14 protein-coding genes are annotated in these 22,984 nt (G+C 73.6%); 2 read left to right on the top strand and 12 right to left on the bottom strand.

Features of this window, described 5'->3' with window-relative positions:
- Positions 1-107: 107 nt before the first annotated feature.
- The 6 genes from BMX65_RS14900 to BMX65_RS14875 all read right to left on the bottom strand — a co-directional run bounded on the left by BMX65_RS14900 (position 108) and on the right by BMX65_RS14875 (position 8,036).
- Positions 108-797 (bottom strand): HAD family hydrolase, encoded by a 690-nt coding sequence (locus BMX65_RS14900; RefSeq protein ID WP_075000758.1) that lies wholly within the window; start codon positions 795-797, stop codon positions 108-110.
- Between the two features lie 33 nt (positions 798-830).
- On the bottom strand, positions 831-1,952 hold the full coding sequence (locus BMX65_RS14895; RefSeq protein WP_075000757.1) for an aromatic ring-hydroxylating oxygenase subunit alpha: 1,122 nt from the start codon (positions 1,950-1,952) through the stop codon (positions 831-833).
- Positions 1,949-3,148, bottom strand: a complete 1,200-nt coding sequence (solA, locus tag BMX65_RS14890) for an N-methyl-L-tryptophan oxidase (protein WP_075000756.1) — start codon at positions 3,146-3,148, stop codon at positions 1,949-1,951. Before solA ends, BMX65_RS14895 begins: the two co-directional genes overlap by 4 nt.
- 186 nt (positions 3,149-3,334) lie before the next feature.
- On the bottom strand, positions 3,335-5,890 hold the full coding sequence (locus BMX65_RS14885) for a GcvT family protein (RefSeq protein ID WP_425315512.1): 2,556 nt from the start codon (positions 5,888-5,890) through the stop codon (positions 3,335-3,337).
- The gene (locus tag BMX65_RS14880) at positions 5,887-6,975 is read right to left on the bottom strand and encodes an S-(hydroxymethyl)mycothiol dehydrogenase (RefSeq protein WP_075000755.1); all 1,089 of its coding nucleotides are present in this window, start codon (positions 6,973-6,975) and stop codon (positions 5,887-5,889) included. The genes BMX65_RS14885 and BMX65_RS14880 overlap by 4 nt, the downstream gene beginning before the upstream one ends.
- 257 nt (positions 6,976-7,232) lie before the next feature.
- Positions 7,233-8,036, bottom strand: coding sequence for an IclR family transcriptional regulator (locus tag BMX65_RS14875; protein ID WP_075000754.1), 804 nt, complete (start codon positions 8,034-8,036; stop codon positions 7,233-7,235).
- A 257-nt stretch (positions 8,037-8,293) separates the two neighbouring features.
- Here BMX65_RS14875 and BMX65_RS14870 point away from each other — a divergent pair, with 257 nt between their 5' ends.
- Positions 8,294-8,656, top strand: coding sequence for a bifunctional 3-phenylpropionate/cinnamic acid dioxygenase ferredoxin subunit (locus tag BMX65_RS14870; protein WP_019356368.1), 363 nt, complete (start codon positions 8,294-8,296; stop codon positions 8,654-8,656).
- Positions 8,653-9,846, top strand: coding sequence for an NAD(P)/FAD-dependent oxidoreductase (locus tag BMX65_RS14865; RefSeq protein WP_075000753.1), 1,194 nt, complete (start codon positions 8,653-8,655; stop codon positions 9,844-9,846). The genes BMX65_RS14870 and BMX65_RS14865 overlap by 4 nt, the downstream gene beginning before the upstream one ends.
- A gap of 60 nt (positions 9,847-9,906) precedes the next feature.
- Here the strand turns inward: BMX65_RS14865 and BMX65_RS14860 are convergent, their stop codons facing one another.
- From BMX65_RS14860 to BMX65_RS14835, 6 genes are all read right to left on the bottom strand, one after another.
- Positions 9,907-10,581, bottom strand: a complete 675-nt coding sequence (locus BMX65_RS14860) for an AIM24 family protein (protein WP_075000928.1) — start codon at positions 10,579-10,581, stop codon at positions 9,907-9,909.
- A 178-nt stretch (positions 10,582-10,759) separates the two neighbouring features.
- Positions 10,760-12,103, bottom strand: a complete 1,344-nt coding sequence (locus BMX65_RS14855) for an aldehyde dehydrogenase family protein (protein ID WP_075000927.1) — start codon at positions 12,101-12,103, stop codon at positions 10,760-10,762.
- Positions 12,100-13,686, bottom strand: a complete 1,587-nt coding sequence (locus BMX65_RS14850; protein ID WP_075000752.1) for a PfaD family polyunsaturated fatty acid/polyketide biosynthesis protein — start codon at positions 13,684-13,686, stop codon at positions 12,100-12,102. The genes BMX65_RS14855 and BMX65_RS14850 overlap by 4 nt, the downstream gene beginning before the upstream one ends.
- The gene (locus BMX65_RS14845; protein WP_079171898.1) at positions 13,683-15,914 is read right to left on the bottom strand and encodes a hotdog family protein; all 2,232 of its coding nucleotides are present in this window, start codon (positions 15,912-15,914) and stop codon (positions 13,683-13,685) included. The genes BMX65_RS14850 and BMX65_RS14845 overlap by 4 nt, the downstream gene beginning before the upstream one ends.
- A gap of 28 nt (positions 15,915-15,942) precedes the next feature.
- On the bottom strand, positions 15,943-22,059 hold the full coding sequence (locus BMX65_RS33955; protein WP_143081846.1) for a type I polyketide synthase: 6,117 nt from the start codon (positions 22,057-22,059) through the stop codon (positions 15,943-15,945).
- A 201-nt stretch (positions 22,060-22,260) separates the two neighbouring features.
- The gene (locus BMX65_RS14835; protein ID WP_075000750.1) at positions 22,261-22,554 is read right to left on the bottom strand and encodes a hypothetical protein; all 294 of its coding nucleotides are present in this window, start codon (positions 22,552-22,554) and stop codon (positions 22,261-22,263) included.
- Positions 22,555-22,984: the final 430 nt, after the last annotated feature.

Genomic DNA, 22,984 nt, shown 5'->3' with positions numbered 1-22,984 from the left:
CTCCGGGGCGACCCCAGCCTCCGCACCGCGGCCGACAGACCGCCTACGCCGGGCCGACAGCCGGAGCGGAACGCCTGCACCGCCCCTGTACGACGCCTACATGACGCCTACACCGGGTCGGGGCGCAGAAGTTCCCGCAGGTCCGCGACGGTCCCGGCATCCGCGTCCGCCAGCCAGGCGGCCGGGGTGGGCCCGCCCGTGTAGCCCAGCACCGGCATACCGGCCGCGCGCGCCGCGCGGACCCCCGCCGGGCTGTCCTCGATCACCAGGCACTCCGCTGCCGGGACGCCGCAGACGGCGGCCGCGTGCCGGAACAGGTCGGGAGCGGGCTTGCCCTCGCGCACGTCGTCCGCGCTGAAGACCCGGCCCGCGAAACGGCTCCACAGCCCGGTCGCGGTGAGCGAGTGGCGGATCCGGGGATGGCTGCCGCTGCTGGCGACGCAGTACGGCAGGCCCCGTGCGTCCAGCGCGTCCAGCAGCTCGCCGACGCCCGGCATCGTGTGCGGCGCCGCGTCGAACGCGGCGGCCACCCGGGCCCGGTACTCCGCGAGCCAGCCGTCGTCCACGGTCCGGTCGGCATGTGCGCGCACCTGCGCCAGCAGATACGGCTCGGGGGTGCCCAGGAACTTCTCCAGCACGTCGGCGGGCGTCAGCGGCCACCCCGCCTCGGTCGCCATCGCCGCCACGACCTCGGGTCCGATCCGCTCGGTGTCCACCAGCACCCCGTCGCAGTCGAAGACGACGAGCCGTGCGCCGGCCAGGGCTCGGGCGGGGGAGGGGCGGGGCGCGCTGTCCATGCGCCCCACCCCATCACGCTGCCCGGCCGCGCCTCAGTCCGGGTCGGCGAGCTGCTCGGTCACCCAGGTGTGGAAGTCCCCGATGTGGTGCTCGCTGGGCACCAGGACACCGCCCTTCCGGTAGGCCCGGGAGGCCATGGCGGGCTGGGTGCGTTCGCAGGCGTCGAAGTCCTGGAGGTTGACCCGGTGGAAGAGCTCGACCGAGTGCGAGACGTCCGCGCCGCTCGCGACCACCTCCGGCGCGTACAGCCAGTCGCATTCGACGACCGTACGGTCCTGCGCCAGCGGGATCATCCGGTGCACGATCACATGGTCGGGCACCAGGTTGACGAACACCTGCGGCCGGATGGTGAGCGCGTAGTAGCGGCGGTCGTGCGTGTCGGGTACTCCCGGCAGCCGGGCGAAGCCGGCGCCGCCGTCCACGGTGAACCCCTCCGCCTCGTCCGCGAACGCGGGCCCGTGCCCGGTGTAGTACTGGGCGGCGAAGCCGTCGGCGAACTCGGGCAGCACCTCGGTCAGTTCGGGATGGATGGTGGCGCAGTGGTAGCACTCCATGAAGTTCTCGACGATCAGCTTCCAGTTGGCCGCGACGTCGTAGGTGCGGCGGCGGCCCAGGGCCAGCGACTCGATCCCGTAGTGCCCGATCACCTCGTCGCCGCCCAGTCGCTCGGCGACTCCGTCCATGACGGTCTCCTCGAACGACGGCGGCTCGGCGGCCAGGCACACCCACGCGTACCCCAGCCATTCCCGCAGCTCCACCGTGTGCAGCCCGTAGGAGGCGCGGTCCACGTCCGGCATCCGGGTCAGGTTGGGCGCCGCCGTCAGCGCACCGTCCAGGTCGTAGGTCCAGGCGTGGTACGGGCACTGCAGGCTGCGCCGCACCTGGCCCGCCTGCTCCGTGCACAGCCGCGCCCCGCGGTGCCGGCACACGTTGAGGAAGGCCCGCAGCCCGCCCCGGCGGTTCCGGGTGATCAGCACGCTCTCGCGGCCCACCTGGACGGTGCGGTAGGCGCCGGGCTTGTCGAGGTCGGCCGAGCGGACCGCGCAGAACCACGCGGTCTCGAAGATGCGCTCCTGCTCGCGCCGGAAGTTCTCCGGATCGGTGTAGCGGTCCCCTGGCAGGGTGGCCAGCAGGCTGCTGACAGCGGTCGTCATGTCGTGGTCTCTCCCTCGGGAGTGGCGAGGCGGCGGTGCGGGGCCCGCAGGGCATCCCTGCGCGGGTCGAACAGGGCGATCGGGTGCTCGGTGGTGCCGTTGAGTGCCAGGTCGGCGACGATCTCGCCGACCACGGGGACGAACTTGAAGCCGTGCCCGGAGAATCCGCAGGCGACCGTCACCGCCTCCGGGTGCAGCGGGTGCCGGGCCAGCACGAAGTGCTCGTCGGGTGTGGTGGTGTACATGCAGGTGACGGCCTTGCGCAGGGAGCCGGGCAACTGGGGGAGGCGGGTCCGCAACTGCGCCGCCATGGCCGCGCTCTCCGCCTCGGTCACGGTCCGCTCGACGGTCTCCGGATCGCACGGCGAGCCCTTGCGGAAGAAGGCGGTCTTCGCCCCGCCGTCCGGGCCCTCGATCGCGGGGAACCCGTAGATCTGCACCCCTTCGGCGTCCTCCCACACATAGACGGGGTGCCGCTCCGGTGCGAACGGCGCGCTGCCGCCGCGCGGCCGGAACCAGTACATGACCTGCCGCTCGACGGTGAAGTGCGCGCCGAGACCGGCCAGCAGGCCGGGCGCCCACGCGCCGGGGCACACCACCAGGTGTCCGGCGCTGTAGACGTCGTCCGTCGTGTGGACGCGTACGCCCCTGCCGCCCGGCAGCACCTCCCAGCGGGTGACCGGCTCCTCGAACCGCAGTTCGGCTCCGGCCTGCTGGGCGAGCTGGAGGTGCGCCGCGACGGTCGACTCGGGGCGGACGAACCCGGCCCGCGCCTCGTACAGCGCGACCTCGTCGTCCGCCGGTGTCAGGGTCGGGAAGCGGCGCCGCACCTCGGCGGCGTCCAGCATCTCGTGCGGGAGATCCCACTGCCGGGCCGAGCGCAGACTGCCGGAGACCGTGCGGCTCTCGGGGCGGCCGACCATCACGCCGCCGCACAGCGTGGCGATGCTGCGGCCGGTGTCGTGCTCCAGCTTCGCGAAGAGCTCGTAGGAGCGCAGCAGCAGCGGGACGTAGGCGGGGTCCTCGAAGTAGGACTGCCGCACGATGCGGGAACCGCCGTGGCTGGAGCCGCGGTGGTGCGCGGGGCCGAAGCGCTCCAGCCCCAGGACGCGGTGGCCGCGGGCGGCCAGGTGGTAGGCGGCGGCACTGCCCATGCCGCCGAGACCGAGGACGATGACATCGCGGGGATGCGGCATTGCGGGTCTCCTTCGGGTGCCGGGTCCCGCCCGCTCCCCGCACCGGGCCGGCTCCGGCCTCCCGGCGCCGCCACCGCACCCGGCACGAGGCATGCCTCGCCCGCGGCGCGGACGAACGGGGGAGCGGAGCGGCGGCCGGGACGGGAGGGACGGAGCCCTCGGTGCGGGGGCGGCCGGGACCGGGGACTAGCGGCGGATCCGGGCCATCTCGGGATCGAACAGGGGCTCGGCGGCGACCGTCGCCGCGACCTTGTCGCCGAAGTACTCGACGGCGACGGAGGTGCCCGGCACGGCGGTGCGGGCCGGCAGCCAGGCGTAGGCGACGCAGCGCCCCACGCTGTAGCCGTACGATGCGCTGGTCACATATCCGTCCACGACCCCGTCGACATGGACCGGCTCGCTGCCCAGGACGACCGCGGCCGGATCGTCCAGGGTGAGGCACACCAGCTTCCGCTCCGGTGCGCTCCGCGCGGCCAGCGCGTCCCGCCCGAGGAAGTCGCCCTTGGCGGGGCGTACGGCGAAGCCGACACCGGCCTCCTCGGGGGTGTGCTCGGCGGTCATGTCGGCGCCCCAGGCGCGGTACCCCTTCTCCAGCCGCAGGCTGTTGAAGGCGCTGCGGCCCGCGGCGGCGACGCCGAGCTGCTGCCCGGCCTCCCAGAGGGTGTCCCACAGCCGCAGTCCGACATCGGCGTCCGCGTACAGCTCCCAGCCCAGCTCGCCCACGTAGCTCACCCGCAGTGCCGTCACCGGGACGTGGCCCACGTAGGTCTCGCGCGCCTTGAAGTAGCCGAACGCCTCGTGGGAGAAGTCGGCGGGGGTCAGCGGCTGCACCAGCTCCCGGGCGAGCGGGCCCCACACCCCGATGCAGCAGGTGCCGGAGGTGATGTCCCGGATGTGGACGTCGTCGGGCGCGTGCCGGACGAGCCAGTCCAGGTCGGCCGGGGTGTTGGCGCCGAGCTGCCAGCGCTCGGGCCCCAGCCGCGCGGCCGTCAGGTCGCTGCGGATGCCGCCGCTCTCGTCGAGCAGCAGCGTGTAGGTGACCGACCCCGGGCGCTTCTTGAGGTTGTTGCTGGTCATCCGCTGCAGGAAGGGGAGCGAGCCGGGCCCGGTGACCTCCAGCCGCCGCAGCGGCGTCATGTCGTAGAGCGCGACCCGCTCGCGGGTCAGCTTCGCCTCGGCCGCGGCGATCGGCGACCAGTGCCGTGCCGACCACGGGTCGCGCTCGGGCGGCCGCAGGCCGAGCTGCTCCACCAGCGGGGCGTTGGCCTCGTACCAGTGCGGGCGCTCCCAGCCGCCCGACTCCAGGAAGCGGGCGCCCAGTTCCTGCTGCCGCGGATAGAAGGGGCTGGTGCGCAGGGGACGGCCCGTGGCGGGCGGCTGGAGCGGGTGGATCACGTCGTACACCTCGACGAAGCTGCGCTCGCCGCGCTCGCGCACATGAGCGGGCGAGCGCTGGGCCCGTTCGAAGCGGTGCGGGTCGCACTCGTGGGCGTCGACCGTGGTGCGGCCGTCGGTCATCAGTTCGGCGACGGCGCGCGCGGCACCCGCGGAGTGCGTGACCCAGACGGCCTCGGCGAACCAGAAGCCGCGCACCGCGCCGGACTCGCCCAGCAGCGGCATGCCGTCCGGGGTGAAGGAGAAGACGCCGTTGAAGCCCTTGTCCACCCGGGAGGCCGCCAGACCGGGCAGCAGCCGTCCGGTCTCCGTCCAGCTCGGGGCGAAGTCCTCCGCGGTGAAGGGCAGCGAGGACGGCATCTCGGGTGCCTGGTCGTAGGGCAGCACCGCATACGGGTCGACGGGCAGCGGACGGTGTGCGTAGGTGCCGATGCCGATCCGGCCGGGTCCGCCCGCCGGGTCGAGGTGCTCGCGGTAGTACAGATCGTGGTCCTGGTGGCGCAGGATCGGCCGCACGGCCTCGTCGCCGCCGGTCCCGGCGCCGGTCAGCTCCGGCAGCGGGGCCGTGGTGGCGTACTGGTGGGCGAGCGGCAGCAGCGGTACCTCCACTCCGGCCATCGCGCCGATCACCGGGCCCCAGAATCCGGCCGCCGAGACCACATGGTCGGCCGGGAAGGTGCCGCGGTCGGTGACGACGCCGGCGACCCTGCCGTCCGCCCGTTCGATGCCGGTGACCGTGTGCCGTTCCAGGAAGCGGGCCCCGCGCCGCGAGGCGCGCTCGATCTGCGCCTGGCAGGCGTCCACGGCGCGGGCCAGCCCGTCACCGGGGGTGTGGAAGCCGCCGAGTACGGAGCCGGGGTCGAGCATCGGGAAGAGCTCGGCGCACCGCGCGGGGCCGACCAGTTCGCCCTCCACGCCCCAGGCGGCCGCGAGTCCGGCCTTGCGGTACAGGTCCAGCCGCCGGGCCTCGGTGGTGGCCACCTCCAGCCCGCCCACCGGCAGGAAGCAGGGGCGCCCGGCCCGGTGCAGTCCGGTGAACTTCTCCACGGTGTAGCGCGCGTAGTGGGTGAGGGTCCGCGAGGGGCTGGTGCGGAACACCAGGCCGGGTGCGTGCGAGGTGGAGCCGCCCGGGGAGGCCAGCGGCCCCTGTTCGAGCACGGTGACGTCGCGCCAGCCGCGTGCCGTCAACTCGTCGGCCAGTGAGCAGCCGACGATTCCGGCGCCGACGATGACGACGCGGGCGGTCCGGGAGCCGGCCTGCGGACCGGAGACCGGGGCGGAGGAGGTGGAGGGGGTGGAGGGGGTGGAGGGAGACCCGCGGGCGGGCTCCGGGGCGGGAGTGTTCACAGGACCACCACCGATCGCAGCACCTTGCCGCGCTGCATCCGTTCGAAGGCGACCTCGACCTCGTCCAGCGCGATCGTCTCGGTGACGAAGGCGCCCAGGTCGAGCTTGCCGCTGAGATAGAGGTCGATCAGGACGGGGAAGTCCCGGCTGGGCAGGCAGTCCCCGTACCAGGACGAGGTGAGGGCGCCGCCCCGCGAGAAGAGCTCCTGGAACGGGAGTTCGATCGTCACGTCCGGAGCGGGGACTCCGGCCAGGACGAGCACACCCGCCAGGTCCCGCATGGCGAACCCCTGCAGATAGGTCTCCGGGCGGCCGACGGCCTCGACGACGAGATCCGCCCCGTGGCCGCCGGTCAGTTCGCGGACGGCCGCGACGGGGTCGGTGCCGCGCGAGTTGACGCTGTGGGTGGCACCGAACCGGGTGGCCGTGTCCAGTTTGCTGTCGTCGATGTCGACGGCGATGACGCGGCGTGCCCCGGCCAGCGAGGCGGCCGCGACGGCCGCGTTGCCCACTCCGCCGCAGCCGATGACGGCCACGGTGTCGCCGTGTGCCACACCTCCGGTGTGCACGGCGGCTCCCCAGCCGGCCATCACTCCGCAGCCGATGAGGCCGGCTGCCTCGGGGCGTGCGGCCGGGTCGACCTTGACGGCCTGGCCCGCGTCGACCAGCGTCTTGTCGGCGAACGCGCCGATGCCGAGCGCGGGGGTCAGCGGAGTACCGTCCAGCAGCGTCATCGGCTGCCGGGCGTTGCGCGAGTCGAAGCAGTACCAGGGCCGCCCCTTGCGGCAGGAGCGGCAGCTTCCGCACGGTGCGCGCCAGGCGAGGACGACGAAGTCGCCGGGGCGCAGGTCGGTGACGCCGGGGCCCGTCGCTTCGACGACGCCCGCGGCCTCGTGGCCCAGCAGGAAGGGGAAGCCGTCGTCGTCGACGGCGCCCTCCCGGTAGTGCAGATCGGTGTGGCAGACACCGCATGCCTGGATCGAGACGAGGACTTCGCCAGGGCCGGGATCCGGTACCAGGACCGGCTGCACCTCGACCGGGGCGTCCTTCTTCATCGCGATGACAGCGCGGACCTCGTGTGGCATTCCCAGACCTCGCAGTTGTTGCGTAGTGCACGACTGGTTGCGCTATGGGAGACATAGTGAGAACGCCGGACCTCGCCCGTCAAGAGATGTGGATCAGCTGTTGGTGACGAGGTGTCAGAACAATGCACTGCGGGCCCGGCCGGTGCCGGACCCGCAGTTGTGGGAGGTCGGGGCGCTGTCATGGCTGACAGGCCGTCAGAAATTGCTCCTTCTCGCGCGCGGTGCGGCGCCGCCCGGGCCGCCGTTCCCGCCGTCGGTCAGTAGGCGTAGCCCATCCGCCGGGAGAGGTCCTGCGCCGCCGCCATGGTGCGCTTGGCGACCTCCTGGAGCTGCTCCTCCTCCAGCCGGTAGGACGGTCCGGAGACGCTGATCGCGCCGATCACCTTGCCGTCGTGGGCGCGTACCGGCGCCGCCACCGCGTGCAGGCCGAGCTCCAGCTCGTCCCGCGCCGTCGCGAAACCGGACGTGACCACCGCCTTGAGCTCCGCGCGCAGCTCCGCCGGAGAGACCACGGTCGACTCCGTCAGCCGCGGCAGCTTGCGCGAGAGCACGCTCTCCTGCACCGACTTGGGCTGGTGCGCCAGCAGCGCCTTGCCGCTGGAGGTGGCGTGCAGGGGGGTGCGTCTGCCCAGCCAGTTCTGCGCGGTGACCGACGACGAGCCGCGGGCCTGCATGATGTTGACCGCCGCGTCGTCGTCCAGCACCGCGATGTTCGCCGTCTCCCCGGCCTCCTCGGCCAGCTCGCGGCAGACCGGTGCGCCCTCCTGCGAGATGTCCAGCCGGGAGGCCGCGGCCCCGGCCAGCCGCAGCACACCCGGGCCCAGGTAGTACTTGCCGCGTTCCTGCTCCTGGGAGACCAGGCCCCTGGCCTCCAGGACGCCGAGCAGCCGGAACGCTGTCGACTTGTGGACCCCCAGCTCCTCCGCGATCTCCGTCACTCCCGCGTCGCCGTGCCGGGCCAGGATCTCCAGCACGCTCACCGCGCGGTCGACCGACTGGACCGAGGCAGCCGCGCCTCTGGACTGCTTACCGGTCCCGGTGTCCTCCGCTTTTCCACTCATCTGCTCAACGTCACCGCCTGCTGGCCTGGTTGTGGTTCCCGGGTGCCGGTGCGCGGACGCGCGCCGTTCTTCCCGGAGGGCGTCGGCGAGTGCTTGACGTGAAGCCTCCCCGCTTGGATTCTGTTGCGCATCACGCTCCATCGTGCGCGATACGGAACTCGGATAGTAGCGAAGCGTCTGCCCCGCACCTCCCCGGACCTGCCGTACCGGGATCGGTCGAACCTGTCTACTCGAACGTGCTCGCGAGGTGAATCACAGTGATACCCGTCTGTCGGCTTGAGGACCTGCCCGCAGGTGAGTCCGTCCGTCTCGACCTCGAACCTCCCATCGCCGTCTTCAACGCCGACGGCGAGCTCTACGCCATCGACGACACCTGCACCCACCAGGACGCGTCCCTGGCCGAAGGCTGGCTCGAGGGCTGTCTGGTCGAATGCCCGCTGCACGCAGCTTCATTCGACCTGCGCACCGGCCGTCCCACCTGCCTCCCGGCCCGCAAGGCCGTGCGCACCCATCCGGTGAGCGTGCTGGACGGCACCGTGTGGGTACATGTCGAGTCCGCCCAGCCCGTTCCCGCAACCGCACCGCACACCGCAGCAGCCGGACAAGGGAGTGCCGCATGAGGACCATCACCGTGATCGGCGCGTCCCTGGCAGGACTCCACGCCGCACTGGCCCTGCGTTCGCAGGGCTACGACGGCCGACTGGTGATCGTGGGCGAGGAGCACCACCGCCCCTACGACCGCCCGCCGCTCTCCAAGGAGTTCCTGACCGGGGCGCTGACCGCCGACCGCCTCTCGCTCGCCGACGCCGAGGAGATCGCCGAACTGGACGCCGACTGGCTGCTGGGCACCCGCGCCGAGGGCCTGGACCCGCCCTCCCGCACCGTCGCCCTCGCGGACGGCCGCAGGCTGTCCACCGACGGGGTCGTCCTGGCCACCGGGGCGGCCCCGCGCACCCTGCCGGGCGAGCCGCTGGCGGGGGTGCACACCCTGCGCACCCTGGACGACGCCGCCGCACTCCGCGAGGAGCTGAGCCGGGGACAGGTACGGGTCGTCGTCATCGGAGCCGGCTTCATCGGGGCCGAGGTCGCCTCCTCGTGCGCCACCCTCGGGCACAGTGTCACCGTCGTCGAGGCCGCCGCGCAGCCGCTGCTGCCCCAGCTCGGCGCGGAGATGGCCGCGTTCTGCGCCGACCTGCACACCGACCACGGGGTCACCCTGCTCACCGGGACCGGCGTGCGCGCGCTGCACTCCGAGCCGGGGCGGTCGGCCGCGGCCGACGACGGGCGCGGCCGGGTCGGCTGGGTGGAGCTGGCCGACGGCAGGTTCCTGCCCGCCGACGTGGTCGTCGTCGGCATCGGCGTCCAGCCCGCCACCGGCTGGCTGGAGGGATCCGGGCTGGTGCTGGACGACGGAGTGGTGTGCGACGCGGGCGGTACCACTCCGGTGCCGGGCGTGGTGGCCGTGGGCGACGTGGCCCGTCGCGCCGGGCACCGGGCCGAGCACTGGACCAGCGCCATGGAAGCCCCCGCCGTCGCGGTGCGCAACCTGCTGGCCGGGACCACGGTGGAGACCTACCCGGCCGTGCCGTACTTCTGGTCGGACCAGTACGGCATCCGCCTCCAGCTCGCGGGCACCAGGGGCGCCGGCGACACCGTGCGGGTGGTGGAGGGCTCGCCGGAGGACCGCAGCTTCCTCGCCCGCTACGAACGCGACGGGGCCACCACCGCGGTTCTCGCAGCCAACCGCCCCCGCCCCTTCACCCGGGCCCGCCGCGAACTCAGCCGCGAGGGAGGGCTGGCCGCCGTCTGAGCGGGGCCGCCCTCCCGGCGGGCGGGGTGCGCACCGGCCCCGCCCGCTACCCGTCACACGTCAGTTGCCCGCGGTGGCCGGCTGCTTCTCGCTGGGACGCACGATGACGAAGCCCTCACCGTCCAGCCGGAGCTGCACCGCCTCGCCCGAACCGCCCCGGATCATCGAGCCGAAGCTCTGCGAGCGGTGCAGCGAGGTGTGCAACTGGGCGCTCCAGCCCACCACCGCGTCGGTGTCCACGAACACCGGCGCCTGCTGCGAGACAGGAATGACGATCGGCGTGCCCTCGCAGATGACGCCGAGCCGCCCCTGGCCCGAGAAGACGCTGTTGAACAGCCCGCCACCGGCCATTCCCGCGCCCCTGACCACGCCGATCTCGTAGTGCAGACCGGCGTCGAAGACCAGCACGTTGCGGCCGTTGACGGTGAGCGAGTCGCCGGGCGCTATGTCGATGATGAAGCAGTTCTCCGCCTCGTGCGCGAACCACGCCTCGCCCTGTCCGCTGACCGACATCAGAGCCAGCCCCTCGCCGGTGACCTGGCGCTTGAGGAAGTTGCCGACCCCCTGGCCCTTCTTCTCGAACTTCAGGTTCCCCCGGAACGCCACCATCGCGCCCTGCCGCGCGTAGCACTCCCCGTTCACGGTGTACTTCACGCACTTGTCGTTCTGCAGCTCCATCCCTGCCGCCGGGCTGGGCTGCGCCATGTTCTTCGTCGCGAAGAGATCACTCTGCATGGCGCCATGTTCCCCCGGAATCCGCCGCTCCTGCCAGACATGTCCGGCCGGCGGTTCCCCCGTGTACGGCAGCACCAGCAGCTCACCCGCCGCGCCTGGCCGCCGGGTGCCGTCTGGGCCGCGGTCGCGGTGCCGCGGGACCCCGGGCGTCATCGGACACCTCGCAGAAGCGGCCTGCTCATGCCGAGCGGAGCGCGTCCAGGGACAGTGCCGGAGGCAGGCCCGCCTCCGGCGGGCGGTTGAGGCTGATGCGAGCGGCCGGGAGACCGGCGAACTGGGGCCACAGCCGGCGGGGAGAGGCGCGCGTGTAGACACTCAGATGCGGGCCCCCGTGCCGCATGAGGCCCAAGGCGTCCGCCCAGGAGGAGAAGGGGACGACCACCGCCACCGGGCCGGGCGGCGGGCCGGGCGGCACGGCCCTGGCATGTTCGGGGGCCAGCAGGACGAGCGGCTGCGGCGTGCAGGCGTGCCCCGTACCGCCCGGCGGACCCCGCCACAGGACCCGTCCGCCGTCCTCGGCCAGACCGCGCGCCCAGGACAGGAGCCGCTCCTCCTGGCCGGGCTCCGGCAGTGCGGCCGCCGGCTCGAAGGAGATCAGCCGCATCCCCAGATCCGCGAGGAACGCGGGCACAAGTCCGCGGTCCACCGCCACCACCGGAGTGGCCGAGCACCGGCGTCCCGCTCTCCCGAAACACGCCGCCAGGGCCCCTCGCGCGGCCGCCCGTACGTTCCCGTCCCGGCGCAGCACGAGCAGCCCGGGTGCTCGGCCCTGCCGGGGCAGCGGATGCCGGCAGCACTGGAGGGCCGGGCCCTGCGTGTGTTCGGCCAGTACCGAGCGCAGGACCACCCCGTCCTCCCGGTCCGGACCGTGGACCAGCAGTTGCCATACGTGGCGCGGCAGTCCGGCCCCGCGCGCCGCCGCGACCGCTGCCAGCGCGGGGACGGCGCTCCGGCGGTCGAGACAGGTCACCACCGCGATGCCGCTCAGCAGCGCGGGCAGGGCTCCCTCCAGGAGCGACGCCAGCGGTCGCGCCTCGTCGACACCGGAGAACACGACAGCGGGCCGGTCAGCCGGCCGGAGGGGAGCACCGTGCGGCTTCCCCGGAGCGGCGCGCGGCCGGAGGAAGGCGGCCCGCGCGCAGGCCCGCACGGTCCGGGAGGCGTCCTCGTACTCGATCCGGGCGTCCTCGGGCCCCAGGCCCGAACTCTGGGGCAGAACCGCAGCCAGCGCCGCGCGCCGCTCCGCCACGGCCCGCCCGAAGCGGGCCACCCACCCCAGGCGCCTGCGGGCAGGGCAGGTGCCCCATGCGCCGGACGCCTCCTCGGCACGGGCGACGGCCGCCGGTACCGCCTCGGGCCCGCCCACCGGCACCGAGATCAGGGCGCGCCCCGAGAAGACCCCCGGCACCGGCAGCAGCGCCCCGCAGGTGCTGTCGACTCCCGCTTCCGCCAGGACCCGCGCCAACGAGGGCCCCAGCAGTTCCCGGGCCACCCGGTCCCCGAACCGCGGCCCGGGATTCACGGTGCGCTCGGGGCGTCCGGGGCCGTCGGCCTCGCCGCCGCGGCGTGGGCGGGGTATTCGCCGCACCAGGGAGGCAGCCGGATCCCGGCCAGCCGCAACTGGGCCAGGCGGCTGTGGTAGGCGGCCCCCGTCAGGAGAGCCTCGGCCACCTGTGCCACCCGCCGGTTCTCCGGTGTGCTCCAGGGAGTTCCCGCGACCCACGCGTTGAAGGCCCCCATCGCGGGCCCGCACCAGATCTGGAAGTCGCCCTGCCGGCCGGTCTCACCGCTCACCGCCCACCGCGAGGACAGCCCCAGGTACCAGCGGAAGACCAGGGCCATGCGCAGCCGCGGGTCCTCACGCGCGCGTTCCGCGGTCTCGGGATCCCTGCTGCCGAGGTAGGCGGCGACCTCCGGCCACATGTCCTCCAGCGGCCGGTGGAAGAGTTCCCGCTCCAGCCGGGCGCGGTCCGCGGCACCGAGGTCGTCGAGACCCGCGTGGTCGCGGTAGAGCCGGTAGAGCCATGCCGCCCGCCCCGGGAACAGCGTGCCGCGCTTGAGGACCTGGACGTCGATCCCCATCTCGAACATGTCGGCCGCCGGTGCCATGGCGCAGTCCGCGATGGTGGCCTGGGACAGGAGCGCCTTGGCCGCCGGGGAGGTGTCGGCCTCGGCACACGACTGGTTGACCGAACCGGTGACCACGTAGTCGGCCCCCATGGCGAACGCGGCGAACGCGCCCCGCGGGGTGCCGATCCCGCCGGCCGCGCCGATCCCGACAGCTCCCCCGGGCCGGTCGCCGAGGGCCTCGGCGTCCCGCAGGGACAGCAGCAGGGGAACCTGTGTGACCAGCGGGCGGCGATCGGTGTGCCCGGCCGAGTCGGCTTCGACCGTGATGTCGTCGGCGAGCGCCACCGTTCCCGCGAGCCGTGCCTGCTCGGCCGTCAGGACACCCTGCCGGCGCAGCCGCGTGAGCAGCTCCTCCGGGGCCGGGCGGAGGAAGAACGCGGCGGTCGCCGCCTGGGACACCTTGGCGACGATCCGGTGGTCGGCCACCGTCTTCCCGTCCCGGCCGCGGCGCAGCCCGGTGGCGCGGTAGCGCACCAGATCGACGGTGGGCTCCAGGAACGCGGACGCCTCGACACGGGTGACACCGTGCCTGAGGTACAGGTCCACGGTCTCCCTCTCGGTACGCGGCCGCGCCGGGTCGTGGATGAGGTTGCACGCCCACGGTGCTCGCGGGAGCCGGTGCCGCAGCTCCTGGACGGCTCGCTCGACCCGCTCCAGCGGCAGTCCGGCCGCTCCGAACGAGGCGAGGCAGCCGTGCCGGGCCAGGGCGGTCACGAACTCCACCGAGGAGATCCCGCCCGCCATCGACCCGGCCATGTAGGGAGCCCGCAGCCCGTGGCGCCGCAGGAACGCCGCCGAGCCCAGCCGCGGAGCGGCGACCGGTGGGGCGACGGCGAGGAGTTCGGTGTCCGCGGCGGGTCCGGGATGCCGGTCGGCCGCTCCCACCCTTCCGGCGGCACGGACGATGAAACACGGCCGGGCCAGGTCGGCCAGGACTTCGCGCACCTCCTCGCGGCCGAAGCGCACCGCGGTCATCGGATCCTCCGGTCGGGAGCGTCGTCAGGGGTCGTCAAGGCGATGCCTTTCACCTCGTAGATGCGCAGTCCGTCGCGCCAGACGCTGCCGTCGGCCACCGCGAGCAGCCTCCCGCGGTGCCCGTGCAGCTCGCTGATCTGGATTTCGGCCCGGAGTTGCCGGTGGTGGGGCAGGATCTGCCCCCGGTAGGTCCAGTCGAGCGCGTGTCCGCACACGGGGACGAGCGCGTGCGCCGCGTCGGGGGAGAGGACCGCACTGCGGGCCAAGTGCACGCGGAGCGCCTGGAAGAGCAGCTCGACACCGCAGGACCCGGGCATGACCGGGTCGTCGAGGAAGTGCCGGCCGAAGAACCAGTCCTCCTCGCTGATCTCCCGGGTCGCCAGCAGATATCCCCGTCGGTACCGGCCGCCGTTCGGGAGGCTGAGGCAGTCGGCCTCGCCGAGGAACCCCAGGCGGTGTTCCGGGGAGGCGGCCGCGTCTGCCGGACGGAACCGGTCCGCGGCTGCCGACGCCTCCGGCTGCGCCAGGATCCAGGGCGGTAGGTGGCGGCCGCCGTCGAGCCCCTGCTGCCGGGCGAGCGCGGGTTCGGTGAAGAACCCGTGGACCGTACCGCCGCGTTGGACGACCTCGCCCGCCACGGAGAGTTCGAATGCGGAGCGCTGGAGCAGCGCGCCGGGCAGCGGGGTGTGGGACAGCAGTGTCGTGTGCTGCCGGACCGTCCGGCCGCCGAGCGGCATCGGGTTCAGCAGTTCCGCGTGCCCTTCCAGATTGCGGACGGTGAGGTTCTCGCCGGGATGCTCCAGGCTGCTGCCGAGCGAGGCGCCGACGAACCCGGCTGCCTGCAGAGCGATCTCCAGCCGGGCGAACCAGGGGAAGACCCCCGCGTTCTGCCGCACGTACCACGGGTCCGGTGGGACGTCGTACTCGGTGACGTAGGCCGACTCCGGTGCGGAAGCGGTGCCGGGAGCGGTCACCAGGCGATCCAGCATCAGCAGATCACCGCGAGGCAGCCGTGGCCGTACCGCGGCCGCGGAGGTGCGCGCGGCGGGCCCGTAGGTGACGGACAGGTCCCCCTCGGCCGCATGGGCCATGTGCAGTTCGTTCGCGTACACGGGCTCACCGCGGCTCGACCGGCGTGCCGAGCCGCTGCTTCCGGGAGTGACGGAGGCACCGGGCGCCTCCTGGAGCGAGACCGAGACGCCTTCCAGCCGCCCGAGCGGGCCGTCGGCGTCCGCCACGTCGATGTCCGCCCTCACGTAGGGGCGGGGCACCAGTCCCGAGGCGGTGAGCGCGGCCCGCAGGACCAGCCGGTTGCCCAGCCGTCCGGTGTCGCGCAGGCGCACCGCCACCGGGGCGTCCGGGGTGGGGCGGGCCCAGGGACCGGGCAGGCACAGATGCAGTCCGTCGTGCAGGGCCCGGGCCAGCAGAAGCTGCCAGCCCGCGCGGACGATCTCGCACCACGACCGGCTTCCGGGGGACGCCGACGGGACGGAGCCGGTGGCCACCGTCGCGGCGCAGAGCGCCACTTCGTCGAGCAGCTCGAAACCGATGGCGTCGAAAGCCCCTGCCGGGAGGGACCGCTCGTCGGCTCCGTCACCACCGAACACGTGGCCGACTCCTCCGGAGGCGAGCGTGTCGAGGTCGCCGCGTGCGAGGTCGTGGCGTGCGGGGCGCCACAAGGGCTGCCGGATCGCGGCACTCCGCCGGGGGGCCGCGGTCTCCTGGCCCTGCCTCCCGGGTCCGTCGTGCCGGGCCGCTGCCAGGAGGTGCCCGTCGAGCAGGACCGACCAGCCGGACCCGGCGGCTGTGCGGTCCCGGCGGGTGCGGAGCCCCTCGGTCCGGTGCGGCGGACTGCGGCGCCAGACGAGAGACGCGGTCACCTGCCCGGTGGCCTCGTCCGCCATGGTGCCGGTGCTCTCACCGGCGGCGTGCACGGCCGCGACCGCACTCCCGCCGCCGCCCTCGGGGGCACCGGGGTGCGCCCGGTACCGGCGGGTCCCGCGCGAGGCGTGGTCGACGAGCAGGTTCTGCAGTGCCGCGTGCGTGTGCAGCACGGCGCTGTGCGCGGTGAAGGCCAGCTCGGTGAGATCGTCCGGGAGGCCGTCCCCGCCGGGCGCGGGGCGGGTGTCCGCCCTTCCGTCCGACTCCGCCGTGTCGGTGCGACCCGGCTCGAGCCGCGGCCACCACCGGGCGAGCGGAGCGGTGCCGTCGAATGCGAGATCTTCCATGGTGGTTCCGTTCCGAGTCCGGTGTCGGTCACGCGCCGGGAGCCGGCCACGCGGCGCGGCTGCCGAGCTGCGGCGCGGCCACGATGCCCCGCAGTCCGCTCCAGCGCTGCAGGACCGTGCCGCCGGGTCCGGTGGCTGTCACCGTGCAGAGCAGCTCCAGCGGACTGTTCTCCTGGAGTTCCACGGCGATGTCGAACGGCTCGTTGTCGGGGAGAGGGTGGAACAGTTCGGCCTTCCGCACCCCGACCGGCAGGCACCGGTGTCCGGTGATCCGCCGGCCGAGCAGCGCTGCGGCCTGGAGCAGCAGATCGGCGAGCGCGGGGCTGTAGCCGATTCCGGCGTACGCCCCGTCCGCCAGCACGGTGTCGGGCATCAGCGCCCGGACGGTCAGGCGGGTGTCGTTCTCCTGGAGCACCTGCCCGAGTCCGCGCAGCGACGGCCCGTGGAAGAGGAACCCCTCGTCGTACGCGGGATGGAGCCCGTGTGCGGCCGAGGGCGGGGAGGAAGGGGGCCCGGCCAGGGGAGCGGCCCCGGCCGCTCCCGTGACGAAGGACCCCTCGTACCAGGGCGCCGGGGTGGGTTCGTCGTCGTGGACGGCTACCGCGGTGCTGCCCTCGGAGCCGGGGCGGACGACGACACGCGCGTGCTCGGGACGGGCGGCGTCGAGGACCAGGCCCTTGCGTACCCGGAAGTCGTGGACCTCCGTCACCCGCCGGCCCGGAGCGGTCTGTTCGACGGTGAACACGCACCAGCCGATCGCCGCCGTCATCGGCAGCACCGGATGCTCCCCGATGGTGTGGTCGCGCAGTACGGGTTCGCTGCCCAGACCGGTGAGGGTGCGCCGGACCACGGCGCCGTCCGCGGGAAGCGCGACCGGCGCGAGGACGGGGGAGAGCGGACCGATGACGGCGACCGGGTCCTGGCGAAGCCGGGGGGAGAACTGCTCGAGGAAGGAGGCGCAGCCCTCCTCCCGGCTGAGCAGCGGCACTCCGAGTTGCCGGAAGAACTCCTGCGTGTGCTCGGTGGCCATGCCTCCCTGCCAAGGGCCCCAGGCGAGTGCGGCGACGTGGACGTCGGGCCGGGCCGCCTTCCAGGCGCAGGCCAACCGGTTGAGGGATTCGTTGGCCATCGCGTAGTCGGTCTGCCGGCCGTTGCCGTGGATGCCGGACACGGAGGTGAAGAGGATCAGACGGCGCAACCGGTCGGCGTCGAGCGCCTCCAGGACGTTGGCGAGCCCGGTCAGCTTCGTGGCGACGACGCGCTCGATGTCCTGGGGCGTCTTCTCCGGCAGCGGCTGGTCCGCCAGCACTCCGGCGCCGTGGATGATTCCGGTGATCTGCTCGGTGTACGGGGCCAGGGCCGAGCGCACCGCCTCGGGATCGGTGACGTCCGCACTGACGTACTCGGCCCGGGCGCCGGTTTCCCGCAGGGCGGCGAGGGTTCCGTGCAACTCCCGCTGCCCCTGCAGCTTCTGTGCCCAGGCGTCGGCGTCCCCGTCGGTCCGGGCCGCACAGGCCGCCCGCAGATCCGGGAAGCTGTCGAGGCCGGCAGCCCAGGCGGGTACGTCGGCCAGTGGTGTGCGGCCGAGCAGGACGAACCGGCAGGGACGGTGTGCCGCCAGCGCGGTCACGCACCAGGCCGTGATGCCGCGCGCGCCGCCGGTGACGAGGAACACCTCGTCCTGGTCGAGTTCGCCCGGCACCTCCCCGGAGGAGGGCAGCAGCCCCCACGGCTCCGCCGACAGCGCAGGGGCCCGGCGCAGTGTGCCGTTCCAGGCGACCTCGGGAACCCGCCGTACATCGTTGATCTCCCCCAGCACGCGGGCCGCCGCCTCCTCGGCAGCCGTTCCGGGCGCGAGGTCGACCGTCCGGCAGAACAGGTCCGGTTCTTCGACTCCGAGGGCCTTGGTGAGCCCTCCCAGGCCGCCGAGCAGCGCGGCACCGGGTTCGCCACCGCAGCCGGCCAGTCCCAGCGCACCGTCCAGGCGGGTGACGGTCACGAAGGCTCCCCTGCGCCCCTGGGAGACGCTCGCCTTGAGCGCGGGTACCAGGTGCTTGGCGACGAGGACGCTGTGGCGGAGCCGGTCGGTCGCGTCCTGGGCGTGGTGGACCTGGCCGCTGCCCTCGACCAGCACACACAGATCGAGCCGGCCGTCCGGGGACAGGAGGCGGTCGCGTGCCTCGCGCAGCGCCTCCTCCCCTCGGTCCCGGAGCCGGTGGGCTCCTTCGGAGGGCGCGGGCGCCCCGGGGACGACGATGCGGTGCACACTCCAGCCGTCCGCTTCGAGAGCGGTGACCAGCGCGTGCGCCAACGGGCTGCCGTCCTCGACGACCGCTGCCACCGGACGGCTGCCGTAGGCGTCGACGAGCGTGTCCACCGCCGCCAGCGGGCGCAGCCCGAGGGAGGCGCGGCCCGAGGGCACTGCGGCGGGCCGGCCGGCACCCGGCGCCCGGGGGGTCGCCGCTGTCAGAAGCTCGGCCAGTTCGCCGATCGTGCGCGCCTGCGCGAACCGGTAGATCTCCTCGCGCGGCAGGGAGGGATACCTGCGCCACGCCTCGGAGGCGATCTCCACCTGTTTGAGCGAGTCGATGCCCAGTTCGGTCTGGACATCGAGGGCCGGATCGACCATCTCGACCGGGTAGCCGGTCTTCTCCGCGACCATGTCCCGCAGAATGCGTTCGACCTGGAGCCGGTCGGACGGCAGGCCCTGGTCCGCCGCCGGTCCGGACTCGCCCGCCGATTCGGACTCCGCCGCTGGTCCGGACTCCGTGCCGGGGCCGGTCTCTGCCGCGGACCGGTCGGCCTCTGCCCGGGGAGAGACGGGCTGCGGAGCGGACTCGAACGGGGGCGCGGCCGCCGGAGTGTCCCGGAGGCCCTCCGGGTCTGCCGCAGCCGGTGCGGGCGGTGCCGGCCGCGCGTCCGGTCCCGTCCGCTGCGTCGGGGGTGCGGGAGCGAGCCCGGCAGTACCGTCCGTCGCCGCCGGTCCGCCCGGCGCGCCGTCCCGCACCATCTCCAGGAGGATCTCCTGGCTGCGGACATGCGTGCTCAGGAGCGCCCGGCTGTGGTCCCGGATCGCCTCCACGCACGCCACGAAGGACGCGTCGGGGCTTTGGCCGGCGTGCTCCAGCGCCCCGGCCAACGACCGGCTCGCTTCCATCTGACCGGCCAGGAATGCGCTGTGCAGGTCCAGTTGGGCGGTAGCGGCACGCAGGAGTCCGGTACCGGAGGCGTCCGCAGCGGCTGGACGGGGCGCCGGGAGCGTCCCGTCGGACGGTTCCGCCGGCTCGGACGGGCGGGGCGTCCGCGTGCGCGGCTCCTGTGCGGTGCTCGCCTCCTGCGCCTCGCGCCGGGCGAGAACCGCGAAGTGCGGTCCTTCCAGGGTCCGTGCCACCGGGGAGGGCGCGGGGCGGGGGTCGGGATGCGGGCTGTCGTAGCGGTTGACGTCCCTGACGTCGAACCCCAGCACGGCCAGCCGCAGAGCCGCCTGCTTCAGCGCCGCCGCGCTGTTCGTGCCCGGTCCGCCGTCGCCGGAGACGACCTCCACGGCCTCTCCGGGGAGGATACGGGGGACCAGCCTGCCGAGGATCTGCCGCGGCCCGCACTCGACGAACACGCGCACGCCGCTCTCGAAGAGTTCGCGCACCCGTCCCGCGAAGTCGACCGGCCTCACGATCTGTTGGGCCAGCACCTCCCGGTCGGCGTCCGGACCGTTGCCGTAGCGTGCACCGGGGCTGTCGGCCAGGACGCGGAGCGCCGGCGGACGGAACGCGGTGCTGGAGAGCACCTCCGCGAACACCGGGACGGCGTGGGCGACGAAGGAGGTGTGGAAGGCCGCTGCCACCGGCAGGCGCGTCGCCACCGGGCCGCCGTCGCGGAGGCACTCGTCCACGAGCGCGCCGACGGCCGCCGACGGGCCGCCCACCACGACTTCGTCCGGGGCGTTGATGTTGCAGAGGGCCAGGTCGGGGTGGCGCTCGGCGCGCGCCGTCCACTGCTGGTCGGAGAGCCGGAGCGCGGCCATCGCGCCGGGGTCCGGCATGTCCGGCGGTGGCTGCATGGCTCGCCCCCGGGCGCGGGTGAGGCGGAGGCAGTCGTCGGCCGACAGGCATCCGGCCGCCCACAGCGCCGTGACCTCGCCGGAGCTGTGGCCGAGCGCCGCCTCCGGACGGAATCCCAGCTCGTGGAGGTAGGCGTACTGCCCCATCGCCAGGGCGCCGACGGCGGACTGGGCGTAGGCGGTGGTCCGCAGCAGGTCTTCTTCGTGCGCCGGGCCGCCCGGTTCGGGGAAGACGCCGCCCGGTTCGGGGAAGACGACGCGGGCCAGGGACCGCCGGCCCTCCTCCCACGAGGAGTTCGCCGCGTCGAACATCCTGCGGACCGGTGGAACCGACAGGAGGGCGTCCAGCCCCATCTCCGGGTACTGGCTGCCCTGGCCCGCGAAGAGGACCGCGCTCGAGGTGCCGGGAGGGAGCGCCCTGCGCCGGTAGTACACCTGGTCCTCCAAGGCCCACTCCGCCGCGTCACCCGCCTCGGCCAGGTGTGCCGCGGCCGTCGCGACCAAGCGCGCCCGCTCCGCCGGATCGCGGGCGACGAGCCCGATCCGGGCGTGGTCGGCGGGCACGGGGCAGTCGGGTTCCGCGGGAGCGCCCGCACGGAGCCGGGCCAGGAGCTCCGCCGGATCGGGCGCGTGCCACAGCAGGGCCTGCGGAGTCGGGTGCAGCGTCCGCAGCTCCGTCTCGGAGGGTTCGTACTCCTCCAGGACGGCGTGGTAGTTCACGCCGCCGAAACCGAACGCGGACACGCCGCCACGGCGGAGGGCGCGGTGCGGCTCGCGCAGCCACGGGCGGGCGCGGGTGTTGATGTAGAGGCCCGTCCCTCGGGTGGCGTCGTTGGGCGTGCCGACGTTGATGGTGGGCGGCAGCAGCCGGTGGTGCAGAGCGAGCGCGGTCTTGATGAGCCCCGCCGCACCGGCGGCAGCCTTGGTGTGGCCGATCTGGGACTTCACGCTGCCCACCGCGACGGGCGCGACCGCGTCCTCCGTGGCCAGGGCCGTGCTCAGCGCCCTGAGTTCGGCCGCGTCACCGACCCGGGTCCCCGTTCCGTGGGCCTCGATCAGTCCGATCGCGGCCGGCGCCACCTCGGCGTCCGTATACGCGCCGCGCAGTGCGGCGAGCTGGCCCTCGGAGTTCGGCGCGTAGATGCTGCCGACCCGTCCGTCGCTCGAACTCCCCAGCCCGCGCAGGACCGCGTAGACGCGGTCGCCGTCCCGTTCGGCGTCGGCGAGTCGTTTGAGGGCCAGCATGGCGACGCCTTCGCCCAGCAGGGTGCCGTCGGCCTCGCTGTCGAACGGCCGCACCGTGCCGGTGGGGGACAGCGCGGGTGTCTTGCTGAAGCACAGGAAGGTGTTGACGGAATTGTCGGCGTCACATCCCCCTGTGATCATCAGGTCGGCGCGGTGTTCGAGCAGCTCGCTCACTGCCGCGCGCAGGGCGGCAAGGGAACTCGCGCAGGCGGCGTCGACCGTGTAGTTGGCCGCGCCCAGATCGAACCGGTTGGCGATGCGTCCGGCCACCACGTTGGCCAGGACACCCGGGAAGCTGTCCTCGGTCCACTCGGGCGACTCCTCGGCGAACCTGCGGGCGATCTCCTGGGCGGTGGCCTCCGCCACTCCGCAGCCGCGCGCGGCACGTTCGACCGCGGGGGCGGCCAGGCGCGAGGAGAGCGGGAACATGGAGGAGTTCTGACCGCACACGCCGAGAACGACGCCGGTCCGGGCGGGGTCGTACCAGGCGGACTCCGGGCATCGCGCATCCTTCAGCACCTCGCCCGCGACCCGGAGGCTCAGCAACTGCACCAGGCCGATGGAGTCCACGGCCGCCGGGGGGATGGCGAACTCGGCCGGGTCGAAGAGGACATGCGGGAGGAAGCCTCCGCGGCGCGCGTAGGTCTTGTCCTTCGCCCGGAAGTCGGGATCGTAGTGGTCCTCCACGCTCCAGGCGGAGGCGGGTACGTCGGTGATGCAGTCTCGGCCGGTGACCACGTTGTGCCAGAACTCGCGCAGGTCGTGGGCCTGGGGGAACATCCCCGCCAGCCCGACGACGGCGACGGGGCGGTGCGCCATCCGGAAGGAGAGTGGATCCGTCAAGGGAACCTCGCATGCGGGGCCGGGGGTTCGGGAGAGTCGTGGGGACGGCCGTGGTCGGTGCGCGGCGCGCTTTCGTGGGGCGGAGAGCTGCTCCCGGCCGTGCCGGGAAGCGTCGAGCGGCGCGGAGCCGGGCGTCGCGGGACCGCGCAGGGAGTGCGCAGCCGGGGTGGTGCAGCAGGCTCACCGGACCGGTCCGGCGGGTCAGGATGCGGGTGGGGAAACCTTCACCGCGAGCGTGTCCAGTTCCTGCCGCAGGCGGTCGAGTTCGGCTCTGAGCGCCTCGGTCTCCGCGGCGGAACGGTGTTCCCCGCGCGTCGCGGACGCGCTGTCCTCCGCGGCCGGGCCGGGCGTCCCGGCCGCGGTGTCCGGGAAGACCGCCGAGCGTCCGGCGCCCTCGACCATGTCGAACGCGTCGATGGCGTCGTCCAGGTATTCCTTGATGTCGGCGACCAGTCCATGCAGGATGCGTGCCAGATGAAAGCGATGGAGGGGCATGGGTTTCCTTTCCTGCACGAGGCGGCGGAGTACCCGGGAATGCGAGGCCCACTGCATGCGCTCCGGAGGGATCGCTGTCCGGGGACGGGCCGGCCATGCCGGCCATGCCGACCTGGCGAGCGCAACGGCGCGAAGGTCTCGGCGAAATACGTGAAGGTATTGGCCAAATGCGTGGAAGCGAGCAGCTGTATTTCGGTGCGCAGACACGCACGGGGCTGCCTTCGATGAAAGAGTTTCCAGATGGAAGACGCTTCCATCGGAGCAGGTTCTGCCTCTGCCACTAAGAGTCCTCTGCATTTCCGAGGAGGTCAATCACTCGATTGGCTGACCGTTTCTGGGTGCGCGCAGGAGGTGCTCCCCGTGGCCGTTCGGCGCTGCTGTCCTCCTTCATCGCGGCAATTCCTTCGGTCGGGTGGTTTCCGAAGCGGGG

This window comes from Streptomyces qinglanensis (assembly GCF_900111245.1).
Classification (GTDB): domain Bacteria; phylum Actinomycetota; class Actinomycetes; order Streptomycetales; family Streptomycetaceae; genus Streptomyces; species Streptomyces qinglanensis.
This window is presented reverse-complemented; position numbering and strand designations above follow the sequence as displayed.

What these genes read in the sequence shown, in the direction of transcription:
- BMX65_RS14845 (WP_079171898.1), bottom strand. Translation starts at nt 15,914, where the DNA reads ATGGAAGATCTCGCATTCGACGGCACCGCTCCGCTCGCCCGGTGGTGG.
- BMX65_RS14895 (WP_075000757.1), bottom strand. Translation starts at nt 1,952, where the DNA reads ATGACGACCGCTGTCAGCAGCCTGCTGGCCACCCTGCCAGGGGACCGC.
- BMX65_RS14880 (WP_075000755.1), bottom strand. Translation starts at nt 6,975, where the DNA reads ATGCCACACGAGGTCCGCGCTGTCATCGCGATGAAGAAGGACGCCCCG.
- BMX65_RS14835 (WP_075000750.1), bottom strand. Translation starts at nt 22,554, where the DNA reads ATGCCCCTCCATCGCTTTCATCTGGCACGCATCCTGCATGGACTGGTC.
- BMX65_RS14865 (WP_075000753.1), top strand. Translation starts at nt 8,653, where the DNA reads ATGAGGACCATCACCGTGATCGGCGCGTCCCTGGCAGGACTCCACGCC.
- BMX65_RS14860 (WP_075000928.1), bottom strand. Translation starts at nt 10,581, where the DNA reads ATGCAGAGTGATCTCTTCGCGACGAAGAACATGGCGCAGCCCAGCCCG.
- solA (WP_075000756.1), bottom strand. Translation starts at nt 3,148, where the DNA reads ATGCCGCATCCCCGCGATGTCATCGTCCTCGGTCTCGGCGGCATGGGC.
- BMX65_RS14850 (WP_075000752.1), bottom strand. Translation starts at nt 13,686, where the DNA reads ATGACCGCGGTGCGCTTCGGCCGCGAGGAGGTGCGCGAAGTCCTGGCC.
- BMX65_RS14900 (WP_075000758.1), bottom strand. Translation starts at nt 797, where the DNA reads ATGGACAGCGCGCCCCGCCCCTCCCCCGCCCGAGCCCTGGCCGGCGCA.
- BMX65_RS14875 (WP_075000754.1), bottom strand. Translation starts at nt 8,036, where the DNA reads ATGAGTGGAAAAGCGGAGGACACCGGGACCGGTAAGCAGTCCAGAGGC.